At 64.4% G+C, this 17,201-nt stretch carries 15 protein-coding genes and 3 pseudogenes; 12 read left to right on the forward strand and 6 right to left on the reverse strand.

Features of this window, described 5'->3' with window-relative positions:
• The 4 genes from AC5Y5O_RS30635 to AC5Y5O_RS30650 form a co-directional block, all read right to left on the reverse strand.
• A partial coding sequence (locus AC5Y5O_RS30635) for a hypothetical protein (protein WP_500028660.1) occupies positions 1-1,079 on the reverse strand: 1,079 nt, incomplete at its 3' end.
• Positions 1,079-1,261: a hypothetical protein gene (locus AC5Y5O_RS30640; RefSeq protein ID WP_005115606.1), complete on the reverse strand. Its 183-nt coding sequence runs from the start codon at positions 1,259-1,261 to the stop codon at positions 1,079-1,081. The genes AC5Y5O_RS30635 and AC5Y5O_RS30640, both read right to left, overlap by 1 nt.
• Positions 1,258-2,520, reverse strand: coding sequence for a vWA domain-containing protein (locus tag AC5Y5O_RS30645; RefSeq protein ID WP_005113446.1), 1,263 nt, complete (start codon positions 2,518-2,520; stop codon positions 1,258-1,260). The genes AC5Y5O_RS30640 and AC5Y5O_RS30645 overlap by 4 nt, the downstream gene beginning before the upstream one ends.
• Positions 2,517-3,623, reverse strand: a complete 1,107-nt coding sequence (locus tag AC5Y5O_RS30650) for an AAA family ATPase (protein WP_005115607.1) — start codon at positions 3,621-3,623, stop codon at positions 2,517-2,519. The genes AC5Y5O_RS30645 and AC5Y5O_RS30650 overlap by 4 nt, the downstream gene beginning before the upstream one ends.
• 679 nt (positions 3,624-4,302) lie before the next feature.
• Here AC5Y5O_RS30650 and AC5Y5O_RS30655 point away from each other — a divergent pair.
• The 9 genes from AC5Y5O_RS30655 to AC5Y5O_RS30695 all read left to right on the forward strand — a co-directional run bounded on the left by AC5Y5O_RS30655 (position 4,303) and on the right by AC5Y5O_RS30695 (position 12,342).
• The gene (locus AC5Y5O_RS30655; protein WP_036473957.1) at positions 4,303-5,049 is read left to right on the forward strand and encodes a hypothetical protein; all 747 of its coding nucleotides are present in this window, start codon (positions 4,303-4,305) and stop codon (positions 5,047-5,049) included.
• 221 nt (positions 5,050-5,270) lie between these two features.
• Positions 5,271-6,098 carry a hypothetical protein gene (locus AC5Y5O_RS30660; RefSeq protein ID WP_500028661.1) on the forward strand — a complete coding sequence of 276 codons (828 nt, stop codon included), beginning with the start codon at positions 5,271-5,273 and terminating at the stop codon, positions 6,096-6,098.
• 241 nt (positions 6,099-6,339) lie between these two features.
• Positions 6,340-7,131: a hypothetical protein gene (locus tag AC5Y5O_RS30665; protein ID WP_036473952.1), complete on the forward strand. Its 792-nt coding sequence runs from the start codon at positions 6,340-6,342 to the stop codon at positions 7,129-7,131.
• An 8-nt stretch (positions 7,132-7,139) separates the two neighbouring features.
• A complete protein-coding gene (locus AC5Y5O_RS30670; RefSeq protein ID WP_169718161.1) occupies positions 7,140-8,165 on the forward strand; it encodes an ImmA/IrrE family metallo-endopeptidase in 1,026 nt (341 codons plus the stop codon).
• A 95-nt stretch (positions 8,166-8,260) separates the two neighbouring features.
• On the forward strand, positions 8,261-8,458 hold the full coding sequence (locus AC5Y5O_RS30675) for a hypothetical protein (protein ID WP_036473945.1): 198 nt from the start codon (positions 8,261-8,263) through the stop codon (positions 8,456-8,458).
• A gap of 86 nt (positions 8,459-8,544) precedes the next feature.
• The gene (locus AC5Y5O_RS30680; RefSeq protein WP_036473939.1) at positions 8,545-9,699 is read left to right on the forward strand and encodes an SAVED domain-containing protein; all 1,155 of its coding nucleotides are present in this window, start codon (positions 8,545-8,547) and stop codon (positions 9,697-9,699) included.
• Between the two features lie 8 nt (positions 9,700-9,707).
• Positions 9,708-10,862, forward strand: coding sequence for a nucleotidyltransferase domain-containing protein (locus tag AC5Y5O_RS30685; protein WP_036473938.1), 1,155 nt, complete (start codon positions 9,708-9,710; stop codon positions 10,860-10,862).
• Entirely contained in the window at positions 10,834-11,292 is a 459-nt protein-coding gene (locus AC5Y5O_RS30690) for a type II CBASS E2 protein (RefSeq protein ID WP_198049007.1), read from the forward strand. Before AC5Y5O_RS30685 ends, AC5Y5O_RS30690 begins: the two co-directional genes overlap by 29 nt.
• Before the next feature lie 48 nt (positions 11,293-11,340).
• Positions 11,341-12,342 (forward strand): DUF4917 family protein, encoded by a 1,002-nt coding sequence (locus AC5Y5O_RS30695; protein WP_036473937.1) that lies wholly within the window; start codon positions 11,341-11,343, stop codon positions 12,340-12,342.
• A 249-nt stretch (positions 12,343-12,591) separates the two neighbouring features.
• Here the strand turns inward: AC5Y5O_RS30695 and AC5Y5O_RS30700 are convergent.
• Together AC5Y5O_RS30700 and AC5Y5O_RS30705 are read right to left on the reverse strand one after the other, a co-directional pair.
• Positions 12,592-12,723, reverse strand: a pseudogene (locus AC5Y5O_RS30700) (DUF3732 domain-containing protein); the annotation flags it as partial.
• 287 nt (positions 12,724-13,010) lie between these two features.
• Positions 13,011-13,634, reverse strand: coding sequence for a Fic family protein (locus tag AC5Y5O_RS30705; RefSeq protein WP_036473936.1), 624 nt, complete (start codon positions 13,632-13,634; stop codon positions 13,011-13,013).
• Positions 13,635-14,370: 736 nt separating this feature from the next.
• Between AC5Y5O_RS30705 and AC5Y5O_RS30710 the strand changes: the two are divergent.
• The 3 genes and pseudogenes from AC5Y5O_RS30710 to AC5Y5O_RS30720 form a co-directional block, all read left to right on the forward strand.
• A pseudogene (locus tag AC5Y5O_RS30710) lies at positions 14,371-15,818 on the forward strand (DUF3375 family protein).
• 158 nt (positions 15,819-15,976) lie between these two features.
• Positions 15,977-16,509: pseudogene (locus tag AC5Y5O_RS30715) on the forward strand (DUF4194 domain-containing protein).
• A gap of 32 nt (positions 16,510-16,541) precedes the next feature.
• The coding region (locus AC5Y5O_RS30720) for an ATP-binding protein (RefSeq protein ID WP_500028662.1) at positions 16,542-17,201 on the forward strand (660 nt) is incomplete at its 3' end.

The following is a 17,201-nucleotide window of genomic DNA, read 5'->3' on the forward strand; positions in this document are numbered from 1 at the left end:
CCTGACCGGATAGTCGACGGGCTGGGTGGCGCGGGAATCACCGTGACGGTTTCACCCGCTGCGGGCCGGTAACCACTGCGCCGCAGACCGCCGATGGCCACCGCCAACGCGCCGTCCTCAACGCTGGTCGTCACGACTTCCCCGCTAAAGCGTGCGTCCACAGCCGGCATGTCTGCCATCGGGGCACCCGCCCAGCCGATAACCCCTGTCCCGGCGCGCAGCCGTGTGTCTAACCGGTTGGCGTGCACGACCACTCGCCCTGTACCTGCCGAGGACACGCCCACCACTACGTCACCCGTACACACATGGCCGGTATGTATCCCGCGCGCCCGCCACAGTGGGTCACACAGCAGTGCCGCCTCGAAGACATCCGCCGCGTCGCATCTGCTGCGCAGCCGCACAGCTGCCAGATACAGCGACTCAGGCACATCCCACGACCGCCCATCGCTCAATGCATCCTGGTATGTCCCAAGCAGCCAATCATCGTCCTCACGCGTCGGCTCCAAACCGGGCAGCACTGGCCCCGCAGTGACTGCCCGGTGCCACGTGTGCGCCCCGGCCAGTCCGCCCGCTGCCCCGAACGCCCGCCGCCACAGATTCGGGTGATCCGCGCCCGGTGGCACCCCCAGCACGTACCGCTGCCTCGACACGGCCAGCACGTCAGCCACCGCCGTCGTACCGGGATGCGCCGCCCGCTCCACCCACCACCCGGCCAACGCCGATCCCGCCGCCACCGCTACCGAGTCGCAGCGCGACGGGTCCGCGAACCGAGTCGCGAGGATCGCGAGGGCACGAAGGGACGCACCGCCCTCGACAACCGCACTCGGCCCCCCGCCCAAGTCACCGTTAGCACAACCTGCCGCACGCGCTATCGCCGCCAAACCGGCAGCGCCACTGCCGGTTTCGGCCCGCCCGTTGGGGCCGATGGCCTGCACTCGTATCGCCCCTCCGGCTCGCCTGGCGCTCACCGCCACGGTCACTTCCCGCTTGGGTGCAGGATTGTGCAGCAGCCGGGGCACCGCCGCACCCACGTCGCGCGCGCTCACCCGCAGCGCCAGATCGAACAGGGCCGCACTCATCACACGTTCCCGCCCTGCTCGACAGCTACGCCGCGTGCCGCAGCGGCAAAGCCGTCAGCCAGCGCCGCCGTGGCGCGGTCGTCCTCGGTCCGTCGCGCCGCCTCGCGCACGGTCGCAGCAGTCCACCCCGTTCCGGCCAGCACCGTGTCTGCCCACGCCGTGAACCCTCCCCGCGTGCTCACACCCTCACCGATCCCGAAGCCGGGGTTACCCGCACCGTTCTTGCCCAACCCGGCGCGGTGTTGGCCGCGTGCTGCCCGATTAGAGCCACGATCAGGGGCACTGGCAGACGACGGTTCGGCCATGGGGTGCCGCCATCGGTGAACGCCACGATCACGTCGGCGCGCGGTCGACCTGCCAACGCTGCCGCAATGCCCACCCGAAGATCGGTGCCGCCACCACCGGTCAGGTTGACCTCATGGATTGACCGGACCAGCCGTGGTGTCGTCGCCGCAGCATCGCAGCACGTCACCCGCACTGTCGCTGCACCAGTCTGGCGCAGCACCCCTCGCGTCTCGGACAATGCCGACGCCAGGTCGTCATCGCCCATCGACCCCGAAGTGTCGACAATCAGATCGACCGCAATTTTCGGCGCTCGCAACGTCGGCAGAATCAGTCCTCCCATCGCACGCCGATTGGGCCTACGCCACGAGTGATGCACCTGTCCCGCCTGATCCTCGACGGCGCGTCGTACCGCCGCACGCAATACCTTCGGCCACGGCACAACCGCAGGGGCAAGCTGCGCCGCCGCCCACCGCTGCACACCTGCGGGCACTGTGCCTCGCCCCGCACCGCCCGAGTTCGCCGCCGTCTGCACCGCCTGCGCCACCGCTGCGCGCACCAGATCGGCTGCCGCCTTCGACAATCCGGCCCCGCTGCCCAAGTCGGCCTCCGCGGGCAACTCACCCGAAACCGGGGTATCACCGGCCCCGGAACCACAGCCCACACCGGTCTCGTCGGCTCCCGGAAACGCCCGCGCCGCCTGTGGCGGAACGAGATGGCGGTAGTAGACCTCCGCAGCATGCCCGTCCTGGCAGCCAATCCCAGCCGGGGTCACCGCCCCGCTGGGCAATCCCAGGCCAGCCGACAACAGGTCGTCATTAATCTCCGCATCCCCAGCGATGTTCCACATCGCCCGGTCCACAGGCATGTCCACCGCATCCCCGCGCGCGGCGTGTTCCCGCAGTAGATGCCCGACCTCATGCAGCATGACGGCACCGGCCTGCGGAATCGTCCACCCATCGGCGCTACCGAGCATCGCCGGGTCAATGTAGAGACGCCAGTGCCGGTCCACTGCAAAGGTACCCAGCCCTGGCATGGCCACCGGCACCATCGCGAACACCGCCCGCGCGAAGTAGGGCATCGCCTCCACTGCCGCCATGCGTGCCAACCGCACCCGCCTCCACTCGTCGGAGGTCAGTACCCGCACTGCCGCACTCATGCGGCACGCTCAGCATCGAGTCCCGCCGCGACCAGCACATCGCGGAACTTCCGCGCTGCCGCAGGCACTTTCGCGCCTGCTGGGCGCGCGACGGCCAACGCTCTGGCAGCCGCACCCGCCACATCGGGCGCTCCGCTCGTCGCCGCCGCCACCAGCGGACCCCAGCCGGTCACCCACGCTTCGGTAGTGCCTTTGCTCGACGCCCACGCGACCACTCCCGACAGCACCGCCCACACCTGATCCGGCCTAGCCGAGGCCCAGTCCACAATCGACGGGTCTGCGATCACGTCAGCCACCGCAGGCAAATCCATACTCGCTTTCCACTGCAAGTACTCACTGCCAGCGCCATCCCCTACTAGGCCGAACACCACCGCCGTGATGCTGGCAGTGTCGTCAGCCCGCAGAAACGGCAGCACTCGCGCCGCCGCGTCCCACGACCGCCGCGACGGCCACGCCCGTCCAGCCGCCTCGTCGGTATCGGGGTAATGGTGCAACAGTTCAGGACGGGCCTCGATGAACGCACAGACCGCCCCCACCTCGTCAGCCGTCCGCAACTCGTCGGCGGCAATCGCCCGAGACGCCGGGAGCGTGCGAAATCCAGCCCGCATGCCCGTGAGCCACTCGTCCGTGGATGGCTCAAACATGATGTGCAGGAACCGATTAGCCATCGGCGGTGTGAGGTCTACGCCACCGGCAGAACGATCAGGCGGATTAGCCGCCGCGACGATTCGCACCCCTGTAGGCAGCTTGTGACGACCAACCATTCGTTCCAGCGCCACCGTCAACATCGCTGCCTGCGTAGCAGCAGAGCACGTGGTCAACTCGTCCAGCAGCAGATACCCGCCACCAGCGTCCACAAGCGTTTTCGCCCAATCCGGCAGTGCAACCGTCTGCACCGATCCATCGACCACCACCGGCCATCCCGCGATGTCAACAGGTTCACGCTGAGAACCAATCAACGTCTCCACTGGAACCTGATCCGCCGCCGCCAACGCCCGTACAACGCTGGACTTGCCAGTACCCGGATCGCTCCACAGAAGCACGGCTACACCCGCCCGCGCCGCCGCATCAATCACTGTCACCGTCGTAGCCAAATCAGCCATCACACAATCCCTTTGAGTGAACGAGGCCCACCCCCATGGCGTGCCCTTACACCGCTCACCCTAACAACAGCCACCGACAAACTTCGTGCACGGTGACAGCCCGTTGCCGCTCCTAGCGAGATGCAGCGAAGATTAACAAGAACCGACCACCTATACTGAGAAACGTCGCCGGTGCGAGCGCGCCGCCCACTGCCGCTACATGCCGTAATCGCTTGTCGTTCAACCTAATTGACTCAGCCCGCCCGCCACAACTCCCAATGTTCTAGCAATGGAGTGTGCGCTTTCAATTCCTTCGCGCGTTTCTGGACACCACCACCAGCAGCAGCAGCAGCTGTCGAGATGCGGCGAAGATTGACAGGACACGCCTGCCTACTTTGACAGGACTTCGGCGTGTCGCAAGAGCTTGTTAATCTTCGTTGCAAAAGCCCAGTTCAGCCTAGTTCTGTGCGAACCGCGTGATTGGTGTCACCTAGCGGCAGCCGCGGCCACTAACGGCGGCGGACAGCATCTAAGGCGGCTGAGTGCGCTGCCGGGGAAGATCCCTCGCGATGTCCGGTAGTGACGCCGTCGACCTCCGCCGACCGGATTCGGCTACAGCTACTGGTTCACGTGTGCCGGCTGCGGCGGCCGCGTCGAGGTCGAGGCCGACCTATTCGAGCTGCAGTGCACCGGCTTCTCGGTGTGCGCCTGCGGCACCGCCGTCGACGTCACCGACCTATCCTCGACACTGCGCCACACCGAAGATATTGCACTGCAGACCGATTCAGTCTGTCGGTTAGTCTGGTATCACAGCGGCAGATACGAGAACTGGCCCGATCTGGAGGCCTACACCGCCGATGTCACCGCCATGGCGATGCAAACGGCGGGGCGTATTAGCATTCTCGACCCCGACAGGATTATCGCGACCAAACTGTCGTTAGCCGTGCACCTGGGCACCTACGAGGCCACGATCGAAAACCTTCTGCGCAGACTCGACAGACCAGGACTGTGCCGATCTCTCCGAGACGAGGTACTGCACCGGGTCGAGATCGCGCTCCCCCATCCAGACGACTTGCACTTTAAGGTCACCGACGAATTCTGCACCATGTTCAATGACGTCGAGCTGGCACAGCTGCAGGCCCTCGGCGCTCGCGCCGTCCGGTACGTCAACCTCCACGAAGCCATCGGATCGGTGCCCCTGGCGATCGACCCCGTCCTAGTCTGCACGGTGTCGACCATCGAACTTCCCGTTGCCGAGTCCACGCTCGCTGAGATCGCTGTCTGGTCGGAATTGTTGGGCGTGCGAAAGAGAGCGTCGGTCGTCACGACGAATGGCCGCTTGGCATCACTAGCTTCGCATCGATTTGTGCGGCAACAGTTTAGCCATTGCCTAAATCAGAACCGCCGGAAATACAACCTCCTACGTCGGTGGGCTGGCCGTGGGTGATGCTCAGAGCTAGTGACTCGCCACCGACGCACCCGATCGGCACCCCGGAGCTGGCCGCCTCCTGGTGCTACAACTGATCTGGGTCGATCGACGGGGAGGGCGGACGCGTCATTTCAGCGTTTAAAGAGTTGCAGGAGGCCGGGCACCTCGGTGAAAAATGCCTGGCCATCGTCGAAAAGCTCTTACGGGAGGAACTGCGCCGGTTCCTCCCGTTGGCGCACTTGGAGTTCGAGGACGTCGTGCAGGACTTCCTCGTCGATCGCGTGAGGCCCCTCACTGCATCACTGCTCGGCCAGGCGACGAACGACGACTCGCTTGCAAAGCTACTGCGAACTTCGATAAGGAATTGGTTGATCGATCGCGCAAGGGAAACCGGCATAGGGCATATCCGTCGCACTCTCGAGAAGGTGCTAAACACAGCGTCGGATTTTGAACGCGTTGCCGCCGGCCAAGACGGTGCCGGCCGATGGCGAATCGCGGGCAGCAACGCTGCACCGTGGGTGGGCAGCATCGCCGACCTCACCGCCACGGCGTGGAGCGTGCGCGAGGTCCGGGTACCGAAGTGGTCCAGCGCCACGCGGCGCGCGCCTCTCGCGGACCGCGACTCCTTGGTCGCGATCATCGATGCGGTACTGGCTACGGCTGGCGGGAGCTTGGAGATCGCGCAGTTAGTAGCCGTGTTCGCCAATCGGTTCGCCGCGGCGCTGGACCCCACCGTTGCGTCGATCGACGATGACGACCACCCGATCGATGTCGCGGCTACAACGCTCGACCCCGAGGAGACCCTCATCGCCGATGAGGTTGCGTTGGACGTCGCGAGCGCCGCAGCCGAGATCGCCGGCCGGCTCACGGCCACTGAGCGCGAGATCGTGCCGATGCTGCACGACAGCGCTGCCGTTCGGCTCAAACTGGGAAAGGGCCGTACGCAAAGCGCCGCCTTCACCGCCAGACTGAAGGCCAGGATTCGCGAACTAGCAGGTACCAGTGGCGATGCCGAAGACATCGTCCGGGAGGTGATTGCTCTATGCGGCGTATCCGATGCCGGATGACCCCGGACATGAGTCGTCAGACTCGACCACAGGGGACCGCCCACCCCCAGCAGATGCGAAACGGAGCAACCACGTGAGCAAGCGTGCGACGGCGCAAGATTTACTCGAACTGGCTCGTCGCGCAGCAGCCCCACAACTGTCTTCTGCGCGACGTCGGGCGCGCTTCGGCGACACCCGCGATCACCCGATACACCCCGGACAGATCTGGCGAGCATCATGGGATGACATACGCAGGCTAGTCGTGATTCGCCAGATCGAAGGAACAGAGTTAGATGTCATTCCGCTGACCGTGGACCCGTCGGCCGAAGACGCTGATTGCTTCGTGCTCGATGACAGGTCAACGGCATTCGGCACCGACGCCACCCTCTGGGCGGGACTGAGCACCACCCTGCCGATGCGGGTCCTCGACGAGATCATTGACGAGCTAACGGATGGAACGTCGGCCTGGGCATCGGATCCCGATTCGACGAGCCTCCCCGACGGTGTCCGCCGCGGCCGCGCCCCGTCACACCCGTTCGAGACGTCGATCCAAGTCAGAGCCACGATCTCCGACGACCTCATCGCGTTGCGGTCCAGCCCGGCATTGCCGGTTGCGGGCGACGGCGATAGCCAGCCCGTCCCCACGCTGGCGTCGATACTCGGAACGAACGTCGATCTCGAGGTGCTCGTGTCTGCGCTGTCGCCGTTGGGTCTGGACCAGCCGGCAGTCATGAGCCTACTTCGGGGCAAACGGCCGGTGTCCCCGCAGATCGCGTCGGCTGTTGCCAGGGTCACCGGTATCGACGAGGCCGTAGTCGCCGGGGCCGTCCAACCGCTGCCCGCCCGGTTCGTCGAGGAAGTAGACCATCCTCGGTGGCGCCAGGTCTGGCGCGCGCACACACAACGCGCCGGCGGCCGCGAAGAGGACGCCCGCCTGGCGGCCAGCTATGAGATGTTCGCTCGGGCAGCACGTCAGACCGGCGCCCAGGAACCCGACTGGCGGGCCCGCTTGGCACAGTTCCGCATGCTGGCAGAACCTTACGGTGCCCCGTGATGCGCGGCATGTACACCACAGAAGCGCAGGCACAGGCCAAGCAAATGGAGGCCGTCGCCGAGCGTATCCGCCCCGGCACCGTCGCCCGCTTGCGCACGGATCCGCTCGGTGAATTGGAGCTTTGGCACGATGTCACAGTCATCGAGATCGACGAGTCGTCGGACGGTTCGGGATGTTCCGTTGCCGGCAGCTACCAGCCGAACCCGGCTACGCTCGTCGTGACCAACTCTCTGTCGTACGCCCGCCGCGGGTTTACCGCGCTCCACGAACTCGGCCACCACCTGCAGCAGACCGACATCGCCCTCGGGAACACGGTGTTCGGATACAGCAATCCGGACCTGTTCGAAGAGGAGGCCTGCGACGCGTTCGCCGCCGGTGTCCTGCTCCCCGATGACGAACTGCGCACCCGAATAGGCCCACGTGGACCGACCGCACAGGACGTGGTCGATTTGTACAGCCTGCACTCATCGGCATCGAGGGAAGCGTGCTGCGTGTGGGCTGCCCGGCATCTCCAGGGCGCCGGAGTCGTCGTGCTGCTCGACAGCGTGGGCGTGGTGCGCTTCGCCGCACCGAAGAGTTTCATTCCGCCGGCGAAGAACTCCGACCAGTCACACACCCCGCTGATCGAAGCGGCACTGAGAAACCTCCGAGCCGGAGCCACCCGCGACGAGACGCACGTCAGCTACCGCAACGGCGGGAGGAGCGACACCGTCTATGGTCAGGCACGGTGGTTCGACGCGAACTACCTCGTCGCCGTGCTCGCCTCCGACAAAGCCGGTTGGAAACCACTGGCACTACCCCGGCCCGACACCGGCGGCGCCGGCGGCGCGCGATCGTGGACGTGCGAGACCTGTGACGACTCGTTCACCGTCGCTGACCACTGCAGTCGGTGTGCCGAACCGCGGTGCACGCAGGGTCACTGCGGATGCCACGTCGCGCGCGCCAAGAAGGACAAAACGTGCCCCAAATGCTTTCTGACCCTGCACCCGTCTCGGTTCGACCCCGGCAGCGAACTGTGCCGGGACTGCGTGTGATCTGGCGGAAGGCTCTACCCCGAACGATTCGGGAGATGTGACGTCAGATCCCCCCGAAAGGGTCACGAGGCCCTTCGTTCCATCGAGGAGACGTCATGCCCTATCGCAGCGCGATCACCGGTCGCTACATCAGCAAGGCGGCCGCAGCCCGCCATCCGAGGACCTCCGTACGGGAATCACCCGGCACTAGCGGCGGACCCGGCGCGCGCTACCGCAGCGCCGTCGACGGTCAGTATGTCCGCGCCGCCGAAGCCGCCAGGAATCCCAAGACCACGCTTCGCGAGAAGGCCTGACGGTGGCGTCGCCAGGGACCGCACTAAGCGTCGATGACGCTCTTGCCTCCAACACGGTCGTCGGCCCCGGCGGGCAGACTCGAACGGTGTCCGAGCGCGTTGCCCGGCGGGTTTGGGTCGCGGCGGGTGGGCGCTGCACCATCTGCAACCGCTACCTGCTCGACGACGAGACCACCGGGCAGGACGTGATGATCGGCCAGCTCGCGCACATCGTCGGCTGGTCCACCGCCGACGGGTCCCCCCGAGGCTCAGAAAGCCTAGCGGTGGAACTGCGCGGCGAAGCCGACAACCTTCTACTGCTGTGCTACGACCAGCACAAGGTCATCGACGACAAGTCGCTGTGGGCCGTGTACGACGCGGACACCCTGCGTGCGATGAAGCGCAAGCACGAGTCCCGGGTGCGGGGCCTGACCGCGATGGGCCACGATAGATCGACCACGGTGCTCCGAGTCATCGGCAACATCCACGATCAGGCGGTCGATCTGACCGATGCCCGCATCCGAGAGGCCCTCTTCACCCGCAACCGGTTCCCCGACTGGGCCCTTCGCGGCGCCGACGAGTACGAGGTCGATCTGCGCCCGCTGCCCGGTGAACGCGACGGCACCTCCGTCTACTGGGCCTCGGCGCACGCTCACCTCGACGAGCGCCTCGACCGCCTGCGCACCCTGGTCGCCAAGGGCAGGGTCACCCACCTGTCGGTCTTTCCGCTCGCCCGCATCCCGGTGCTGATCCTGCTGGGGACGCTTCTCGATGACACCGTCCCCGTCGATCTCTATCCCAAGCGGCGCGACGGCGACGAAGGTTGGGGATGGACTGCCAGCGCGCGCGACGTCGGATTCCACTTCACCAGGGTCCGGGTCGGCAGCAACCGAACAAAGGTGGCACTGCTGGTGTCGGTGTCCGGGTCCGTCGACCGGAACCGGCTCCCGGACGAGATCGACGATAGCTACACGATCTACGAACTGCGGCCGGCGGACAGCCTGCCCATCCCCGGGCTCATCGGGAGCGCGGGGTCCCTCGACGCCTTCAGCCGAACCTGGCGCGAGGTCCTGGCCGCTGTCGAGGCCCAGCACCCCGGTGTCCAGGCGATCCCGACGTTCTCCGCCGTACCTGCCGCCGCGGCCGTCAGCATGGGACGCCACCTCATGCGTGCCGCCCACCCCCCGCTGCACATCTACGACCGCGTCACTGGCAGCACCACCTACCAATTCACGACATCGACAGCCGAGACAAGCCGCTGAGGGGCGCTATGAGCACCATGACGATGAATCCACTGTCCGCCCTGCTCGCCGGAGCAGTGGACCTGCTCGACATCCCACCCGATCTCCAGAAGATCGTCGTGGCCCGCTACCAGGACGTCGGAAATTTCCTCGCCGACAACGGCGGCGCCCGTTGCAGCGTCTACCCGCAGGGCGGCTTCCTGCTCGGCACCGCAATCTTCCCGCCGCAGCGGACCGAGTACGACATCGACCTGGTCTTCCGCGACGGGATCACCAAGGACGACACGACTCAAGCCGACTTGAAGGAGCGCGTCGGCGGCATGCTCGATGACTACAACGACTACAAGTTCGGGTCCGACGACGCACCCGATGCCTTCTTCGAGAAGCGCCGGTGCTGGACACTCTCCTATTCCAGTCAGGGGTTTCACCTCGACGTGCTGCCCGCTGTCATCGACACCGATTTCCGCACATCGCCGAACGGCATCCTGCTCACCGACACCAAGTTGAGGCCATGGCAGCACGCCAATCCCAAGGACTACGCCATCTGGTTCCGCGGCCGGTCCGAGGAGATGCGACGCAAGATCGCCGCCAGCGCCCGCGCGGAGAACGTCGCCGATGTCCCCAACTGGGCGGTGCGCTCCACACTGCAGCGACTAGTCCAGGTACTGAAATGGCACTGCTACCTCGACTTCGCCAACGACGTCGACAACCGGCCCCCGTCGGTCCTGATCACCACCCTCGCCGCACACGCTTACCAAGGCCAAGACGACCTCGGCGACGCCCTCCTCGAGGTTATCGACGACATGCCGAACTTCATCAAGACGTCCAACGGCCGTTGGCTGGTCCTCAATCCGGCACAGCCCAAGGAAAACTTCGTGGACAAGTGGAACGAACCCGACACCGCGCATCGACGGCAGGCCTTCAACAGCTGGCTTCGCAGGATCCAACACGACATCGAAACCGCTGCCAATGCACGGGATTCGGGTCTGGACGTCCTCGTCGACCGCCTCAGCGGTACGTTCGACCGAGGGGTACTCGCGAAGTCCGCGGCCAACTGGGCGCGAACCACCGTTGACCTCAGAGGGCAGAGAAGACTCGGAATCGCCTCGGGGACAGGCGCACTCGTCATCGGGTCGGGTCGACCCACTCCCCCACATGGATTTTACGGCCGTGGCCGCGCCTAACGGCCGCCTGACGATCAGCCAACAGGCATTCGCCATCCACAGCGCACTTCCCGACGCTACGGTCAGTCTCGGACACGGTACTCGCCTGACCATCACTGCTGACCTCCAGCCAACGCAAGTGTCTCGTCACTACCGCATCAAGATCGACTACCGCCTCGGCGCATCACCCGACGTACGAGTCGTCACACCGAAGCTCGAGCTCCACCGCGACGCTGATGAACTGCCGCATACGTTCCCAGGCGAAAAGTTGTGCCTGCACCTTCCGGGAGAGTGGGCGCCCAACATGTACATCGCGCACACCACAGTGCCGTGGACTAGCGAGTGGCTGTTCTACTACGAAATATGGTTGGTTACCGGAGAGTGGGAAGGCGGAGGGCACGGCGAGCCGAATCGGCGTCGGCACAGCCCAGATCACTTGAGTACTCGCTAGCCAACACTCGCTAGCGCCCCGCTTCGAGCTGAAAGGCATGCGGCAGTCATGACGCCGAATTCCGATGACGATCAACTTCACGATTGGTCTGCGCTCGCGGGAGCCACTTGGCCCACTCTCCTCATCGGCAACGGGCTGAGCATCAATATATGGGGCAGGTTCGCCTATTCGGAGCTGCTCAACCATGCGGGCCTCAACACGTCTGCTACACAGCTCTTTTCAGACCTCCAAACGGTGAACTTCGAGGAAGTCATGGAGAGCCTCTGGCACGCTGAGCGCGTCTCGGAAGCGCTCAGCCAAGACAGCGGCCACATACATGAGCTCTACTCTCACGTACGCGCTGAACTCGTCAATGCCATTCAGCGGGTCCACATTCCGTGGCGCAGACTGCCAACAGACCAAATCCGGCGGATTGCCTCGGTACTCGATCAGCATCGCTGGGTTTTCACACTCAACTACGATCTCCTCACCTACTGGGCTCTAATGAACGATCTATCGGCGGCTGAGATTGTCGACTTTTTCTGGAATAACCCGTTCGACCCCGCAGACACGGAGCTCAGGTCGACTTCTGCGACTGGTCTGGTGTTCCTCCACGGCGGTATCCACCTGTGGCAAGACACGCGGACCGGAGAAACTGGGAAATGGACCAACCAGCGACAAGGTGGACTCCTCTCACGACTTGGAAATGCTTTGTCCTCCAGCCCGAATCGGCTTCCATTAATCGTCAGCGAAGGACGGTCCGAGCAGAAGCAACGTGCGATACGCCGATCCGACTATCTGTCCTTCGGATATCAGCAACTGACCCAGAACGACGATCCCGTGATCATATTCGGCGCAAGCTTCGGTCCTCAGGACGGCCACATCGTGCAAGCTGTGCGCAACGGAGGTCGACGCGCGGTCGCCGTCTCGGTCTACCCCGTCGCCGACCCCGCGTCAGTGGTGGCAACAAAGGCTACCTACCGCGCAAACTTGCCGGACCAAGATCTCTTCTTCTTCGACTCAACGACCCACCCACTCGGAGACGCCGGAATGCGAGTTCCCGGCAATTAATTCGAAGCATCTGTCGCAGCAGTTTTTTTACCGATAACTCCCGAATGCGTCAGCCCTCCGAGATCCTTACCGGCGAGTTCGACAACCCGTCGTCGTGTAGGCACGCCTGACCCACGACTGCGATCAGATGTTTAGCCGAGCTGACGTTGTTGTTCGATAATCAGTGCGTGCGTGTCAATCTTCGCTGCAAATGCCAGCTCATCCTTTAACTCCCGTCAGGTCGATGAAGGGGCGCTGGCCACCGATGTTCTACCGCGTTCTGGAACCACCCTTGTCAACGAGGTCAGCGTGATCGGTCACGATAATCTGCAACCGCGGCGCAAACGTCTCGACCACGTCGCGCATGACAGTGAACATCGCCAGTACGGCGGCGCGGTCCGCGTCGTCGACAGTCCCTTCGTTCTTATCGGCATCCGATGGATAAGAGGCCTGCGTTGGTTGTAGGTTCTCGCGTTCGGCCGCATCTGCCGACTTGTCTGACCTGAGGTTTTCGTTTCTGTCTCACTGCGGCTGCGTGCGGTTTGTCTCACGAAGCGCTTCATTTCCTACGAGGCACGCGATCGACGTTGCCGGGTTCTCGGGGCGTCTTGAATTTATTCCCTGGTCGCTACGTGGATCGCGGGCGCGCCGGTCGCAGGCAAACTCTGATCCGTGAATCTCGCAGGGGTTTAGGGCTCGATCGGCTCCACACCAACGAAAGCCGCAAGATCGGCCACGTCTCGGTGTCCGTCGTAAGCCCGAAGCAGCTGGATGTACCGCGTCTTGTCAAGCTCCCAGTCGTATTGCAGTTCGGTGGGATCTTGAGCTGTCGCGAACACCAAGTCAGCGAGAAACCTTGTGGTACGCCCATTTCCATCCGTAAATGGATGGATGCGCACAGTCTCGGCGTGCACCACGATACCCAGTTGCCGAGGCGTCCAGTCGTCGGTGTACTCCCATCGGTAAGCGATGGTGTCAAGCGCGCTTCGTAGTTCAACGGCAATCTGCTCCGGCGGTACGCCGATGTTCAGCTCCAATCGCCGCCACCGTCCGGCCCAGTTCCACACCGGACCGTACATCCGCGCGTGGAGGTCGCGGACAAAGTAGTCACTGAGGAGCTCGTCGAGCGGCAACGAGCCGTCGAGTGCACCCGGCATTAGTTCATCGAACACCCGATCCTGAAGCCCTTGTTCGAGGTCATACACGGCAGCGCGGGTGATGGGCGTGCCCAGCAGGTCGACCACCTCAGGGAGTAGCGCAGTCAGTTCGTCATGTGGAAGTGGGGTCTCACCGTAGCCCGGCGTCAGCGGCATCAGCGCTTAGGCGGCTGCTGTTTCGCGATGTAGGCCCTTACGGTGGCCGACCGTCTGTAGCCAGCGGGAACCACACGGCCCTCCAATTTGGCGGAGGCCTTCGTGGCGCGCACCCCTGACTTCTTGACCGCAGCCTTCGACACCACCACCTTCTTTGGTGTCCGGCGTTCCACGACTGCACCTCCTCTAAGCCTTGGCTCATCCTACCGGCCAACCGTGGCCTCTAACCAGGCCGTTTGCGACCCGCGTCCCCGATTTGGCGGTCGCCGACAACACCCGGCATTGAATAGCGTTGCTGCGCGCGCAACGTCGCGTGTAACCCAGCGGCAGTGTGGTTGATCCCGAACCTGCATGGTGTGTCGGGCCGAACGCGGTGGCAGGACCGGCATGCCGACGGCAAGGGATGCACGTGTTCGGCCGCCCACCGCTCGAGCTCGGCCAACTCGACGGCACGGACCTTCCTATACGGGCCGGTCGCGGACTTACCGTCACAAGGGGCGATGTGCGAGCAGCGGAAGTGGTGCACCTTGGCCTCGGCGGACTGTGGGCTGGCTGCAACGTTGAGCAGGTACCCAGCGCGATGGGTCGACAGCGATGTCGCCTAGCCGCTGTCGTCGTTACGGAACTCGTGTGCTGTTACGGGTTCATCCTGCCGCGCGATCCGCATTTCGATACTGGCTGTCGGCCGGACCGGGATAATGAAGGACGCACACGGACCGAGACGGGGAGGCGCCCAATGAGTGGCCTCGAGGTCGGTGAGCTGTTCGCGTCGAATGAGTCGCTGCAGGATGCGCCGGCGGTACGGCTGTTCGCCGCCAAGAATTTGGCTGCCTACGTGACGTTGATGGAACGGCACCTGGATGGGAGCGCGAAAATCACTGAGGCAGAACTTGTCTCGCGTATCGAGCAGGATTTAAATGAGGTGGGACTGCCGGATCAGACTGGCTTGGGGCTGATCAAAGGGTGGGCCAGTTCGGGGTGGTTGAACCGACTCTCCGATGGCACTGGTCAGGCCTCGCAGAACGTGTGCTCCCTGACTGAGGATGCCCGAAGCGTGCTGGCGTTTCTACGGCGGCTGCGGCGCGCGGACAACGTGGCAACCGGTGGGTCGATGGTCAGTATCGCCAGTGGTCTCAAGCGGATCGCCTCGCAGCTCGACGGCGATCCCGAACGGATCCGCATCGACCTCGAGGAGCAGATCGAGGCGCTCTACCGCCAGCTCGAGGATCTCGCCGAGGGGCGCCGACCCGAGCCAAATCTGGTCGACCTCGCCGATGAAGGACGGGCGATTGCCTATCAGATGGAGCAGGTCATTACCGATATCCTGCGTTACGGCGGGATGCAAAACGAGATCACCACGGCGCTGATCGAAGGTCCCGAGGATTCCGACACCGCGTTTCGGGACCGGTCGCGGCGACTGTTCACCGACTACGAGGCACTGCTCGACTCTCGGGAGCGGGCTTCCTACACCGCCTTCACCCGGATGGTGCAAGACCCAGACCGGCGGGCCCGACTTCGCTCAGACATCACCACCGTCGTTGAATCCCTACCCGACCTCGACGCAGCCTGCGCGAGGTCATGGTGCAGTTCTTCCCACGGGTCGCCGAGCAGATCGGTGAGGTACTCCGGATCGAGCAACGCTGCGCGCGGCGGATCAAACGGTTCTTCGCGGCCGGCACCGCCGAGCAGGCACGCGGCCTGGCCCGCCAGATCAACGACGCCATCGGTGTTGGGCATGCGTTGCTGCGACAGTCGGTGGTCGACTCCCCTACGCGGGCTGAGTTGCCGATTGGGCGGTCGGCGTTGACCAGTGTGGGTGCGATCGCTTTCGACATTCAGGATCCCTCACCGCCGCGACCCGCGCTGCAAGCCGAGTCCACGGCTGACCTGAGCGGGTTCACCGGTCTGGCCAGCCAGGTCGACATTCCGCAACTGACAGAACTGGTAAACACCGCCGTGCAGGCGGGACCGGTGTCGTTGCCGGAGATGATCGGCATGGTCGATGCCCCATACCTCGGTGATGTGGTGGTGCTGTGGGCGTTGGCAGTGCGCCAAGACCCCGATGCCGCGGCCTCGGCGGCAGCGTCGCGGGTGCGGTTCCGTTCCCGCGACGGCGTCGACCGGGAAATTGAGGTGCCGGCGTTGATGTTTCGTGACCGAGTACCCAGCGCAGGAGGGCTGTGAGCACACACCTGGACAATTTCAACTTCGACGACCTGCCCGACGTCGACGTCGATGCCTCGGTTGCCGATGCCGTGCGGATGCCGCGCTTCGACGGCGACGTCAGCGAATTGTCCAACCAGGCATGCTGGGCGTTGCAAAACCTGCTGACCCGCCGCTACATGACCAAGCAGGAGTCCCCTGAGCGGTGGGCGTGGCTGATGGAGCACCGCAAAGTGCTGGCCTCGCGGTTATGCGAGCTTGACCTGCGGCTACGGATCCACGACGACCTCGAAGTCGCCTACGCCGAACCGGCCATGCTGGACAGCCCAAATCAGCACAGCCGCAGGGTGTTACGCCGCGAACCGATGGCACCTACGCCTCGATCGTGGCCTTGCATCTGGCCAAGATCATGCGCACCTCACACGACGAGCATGTGCTGATCAGCAAGGCTGACATCCACGACCATTTCGGTAATGTCAGGCATAGGGTCGACCGCGACGAAGCCATGCTGCGCAACCGCATCGACGAGGCCATCACCAAGCTGGTCAAAACGCAGATCCTGCTGCGCACCCCCGACGACGACACCTACGCCATCAGCCCGGTGATCCTGGCGATCATGACCGGACAGATGGTCGACGAACTCAGCAAGGAATTCGAGCAGCTACTTACCCGCGGCCGATCCCGACGGCGCCGAGACCGCAGCCGACGATGAGGACACGCTGATCGACGACGAGGACCGCGATAATGACGATTAGCTCGCCGGCGCGGCAGGTGTGGCTGTCTCGGCTGCAGGTCATCAACTGGGGTGTATTCGACGGCTATCACGACGTGCACCTCAGCCGCAACGGCACGTTGATCACCGGCGCCTCGGGAAGCGGGAAATCCTCACTGCTGGACGCGGTCTCGCTGGCATTCCTGTCGGCGTCGCGGCGGAACTTCAACGCCTCAAGCGACAGCACCGCGGCTGGATCCAACCTCGGTAAGCGCACCGTCGACAAATACATTCGTGGACTGTGGGGTGAGCGCCAGGAGGCCGGCGAACGCGCCAAGCCGATGTATCTGCGTGGCAGCGGTCCGGCCTGGTCAGCGGTGGCGATCACCTACACGGGCAGCGACGACACCGTCATCACCGGGCTGGTCCTGAAATGGTTGGCCGCCGGCGCCGACACCGACGCCTCGAGCTCCTATCACCTGATCAACGCCGACGCCGACATCCTCGAACTGTGTAACACCTGGCGCGACAAGAACTACGCCCGCAGCGTGTTCGAATCAGCCGGGTGGCGCGGCAAGCGCGATAACGAACGCTGGTATCTTGACCAGCTGTACTCCAAGATCGGCATCCACGGCTCGACGGCCGCCCTACAGCTACTCGGTAAGGCGAAATCGCTGAAAAGCGTTGGGGGG

This window comes from Mycobacterium sp. NGS40 (assembly GCF_059812735.1).

Excerpts from the sequence above, each read along its gene's own strand:
- AC5Y5O_RS30645 (WP_005113446.1), bottom strand. The coding sequence starts at position 2,520 with ATGAGTGCGGCAGTGCGGGTACTGACCTCCGACGAGTGGAGGCGGGTG.
- AC5Y5O_RS30650 (WP_005115607.1), bottom strand. The coding sequence starts at position 3,623 with ATGGCTGATTTGGCTACGACGGTGACAGTGATTGATGCGGCGGCGCGG.
- AC5Y5O_RS30670 (WP_169718161.1), top strand. The coding sequence starts at position 7,140 with ATGTACACCACAGAAGCGCAGGCACAGGCCAAGCAAATGGAGGCCGTC.
- AC5Y5O_RS30675 (WP_036473945.1), top strand. The coding sequence starts at position 8,261 with ATGCCCTATCGCAGCGCGATCACCGGTCGCTACATCAGCAAGGCGGCC.
- AC5Y5O_RS30685 (WP_036473938.1), top strand. The coding sequence starts at position 9,708 with ATGAGCACCATGACGATGAATCCACTGTCCGCCCTGCTCGCCGGAGCA.
- AC5Y5O_RS30690 (WP_198049007.1), top strand. The coding sequence starts at position 10,834 with ATGGATTTTACGGCCGTGGCCGCGCCTAACGGCCGCCTGACGATCAGC.
- AC5Y5O_RS30695 (WP_036473937.1), top strand. The coding sequence starts at position 11,341 with ATGACGCCGAATTCCGATGACGATCAACTTCACGATTGGTCTGCGCTC.
- AC5Y5O_RS30705 (WP_036473936.1), bottom strand. The coding sequence starts at position 13,634 with ATGCCGCTGACGCCGGGCTACGGTGAGACCCCACTTCCACATGACGAA.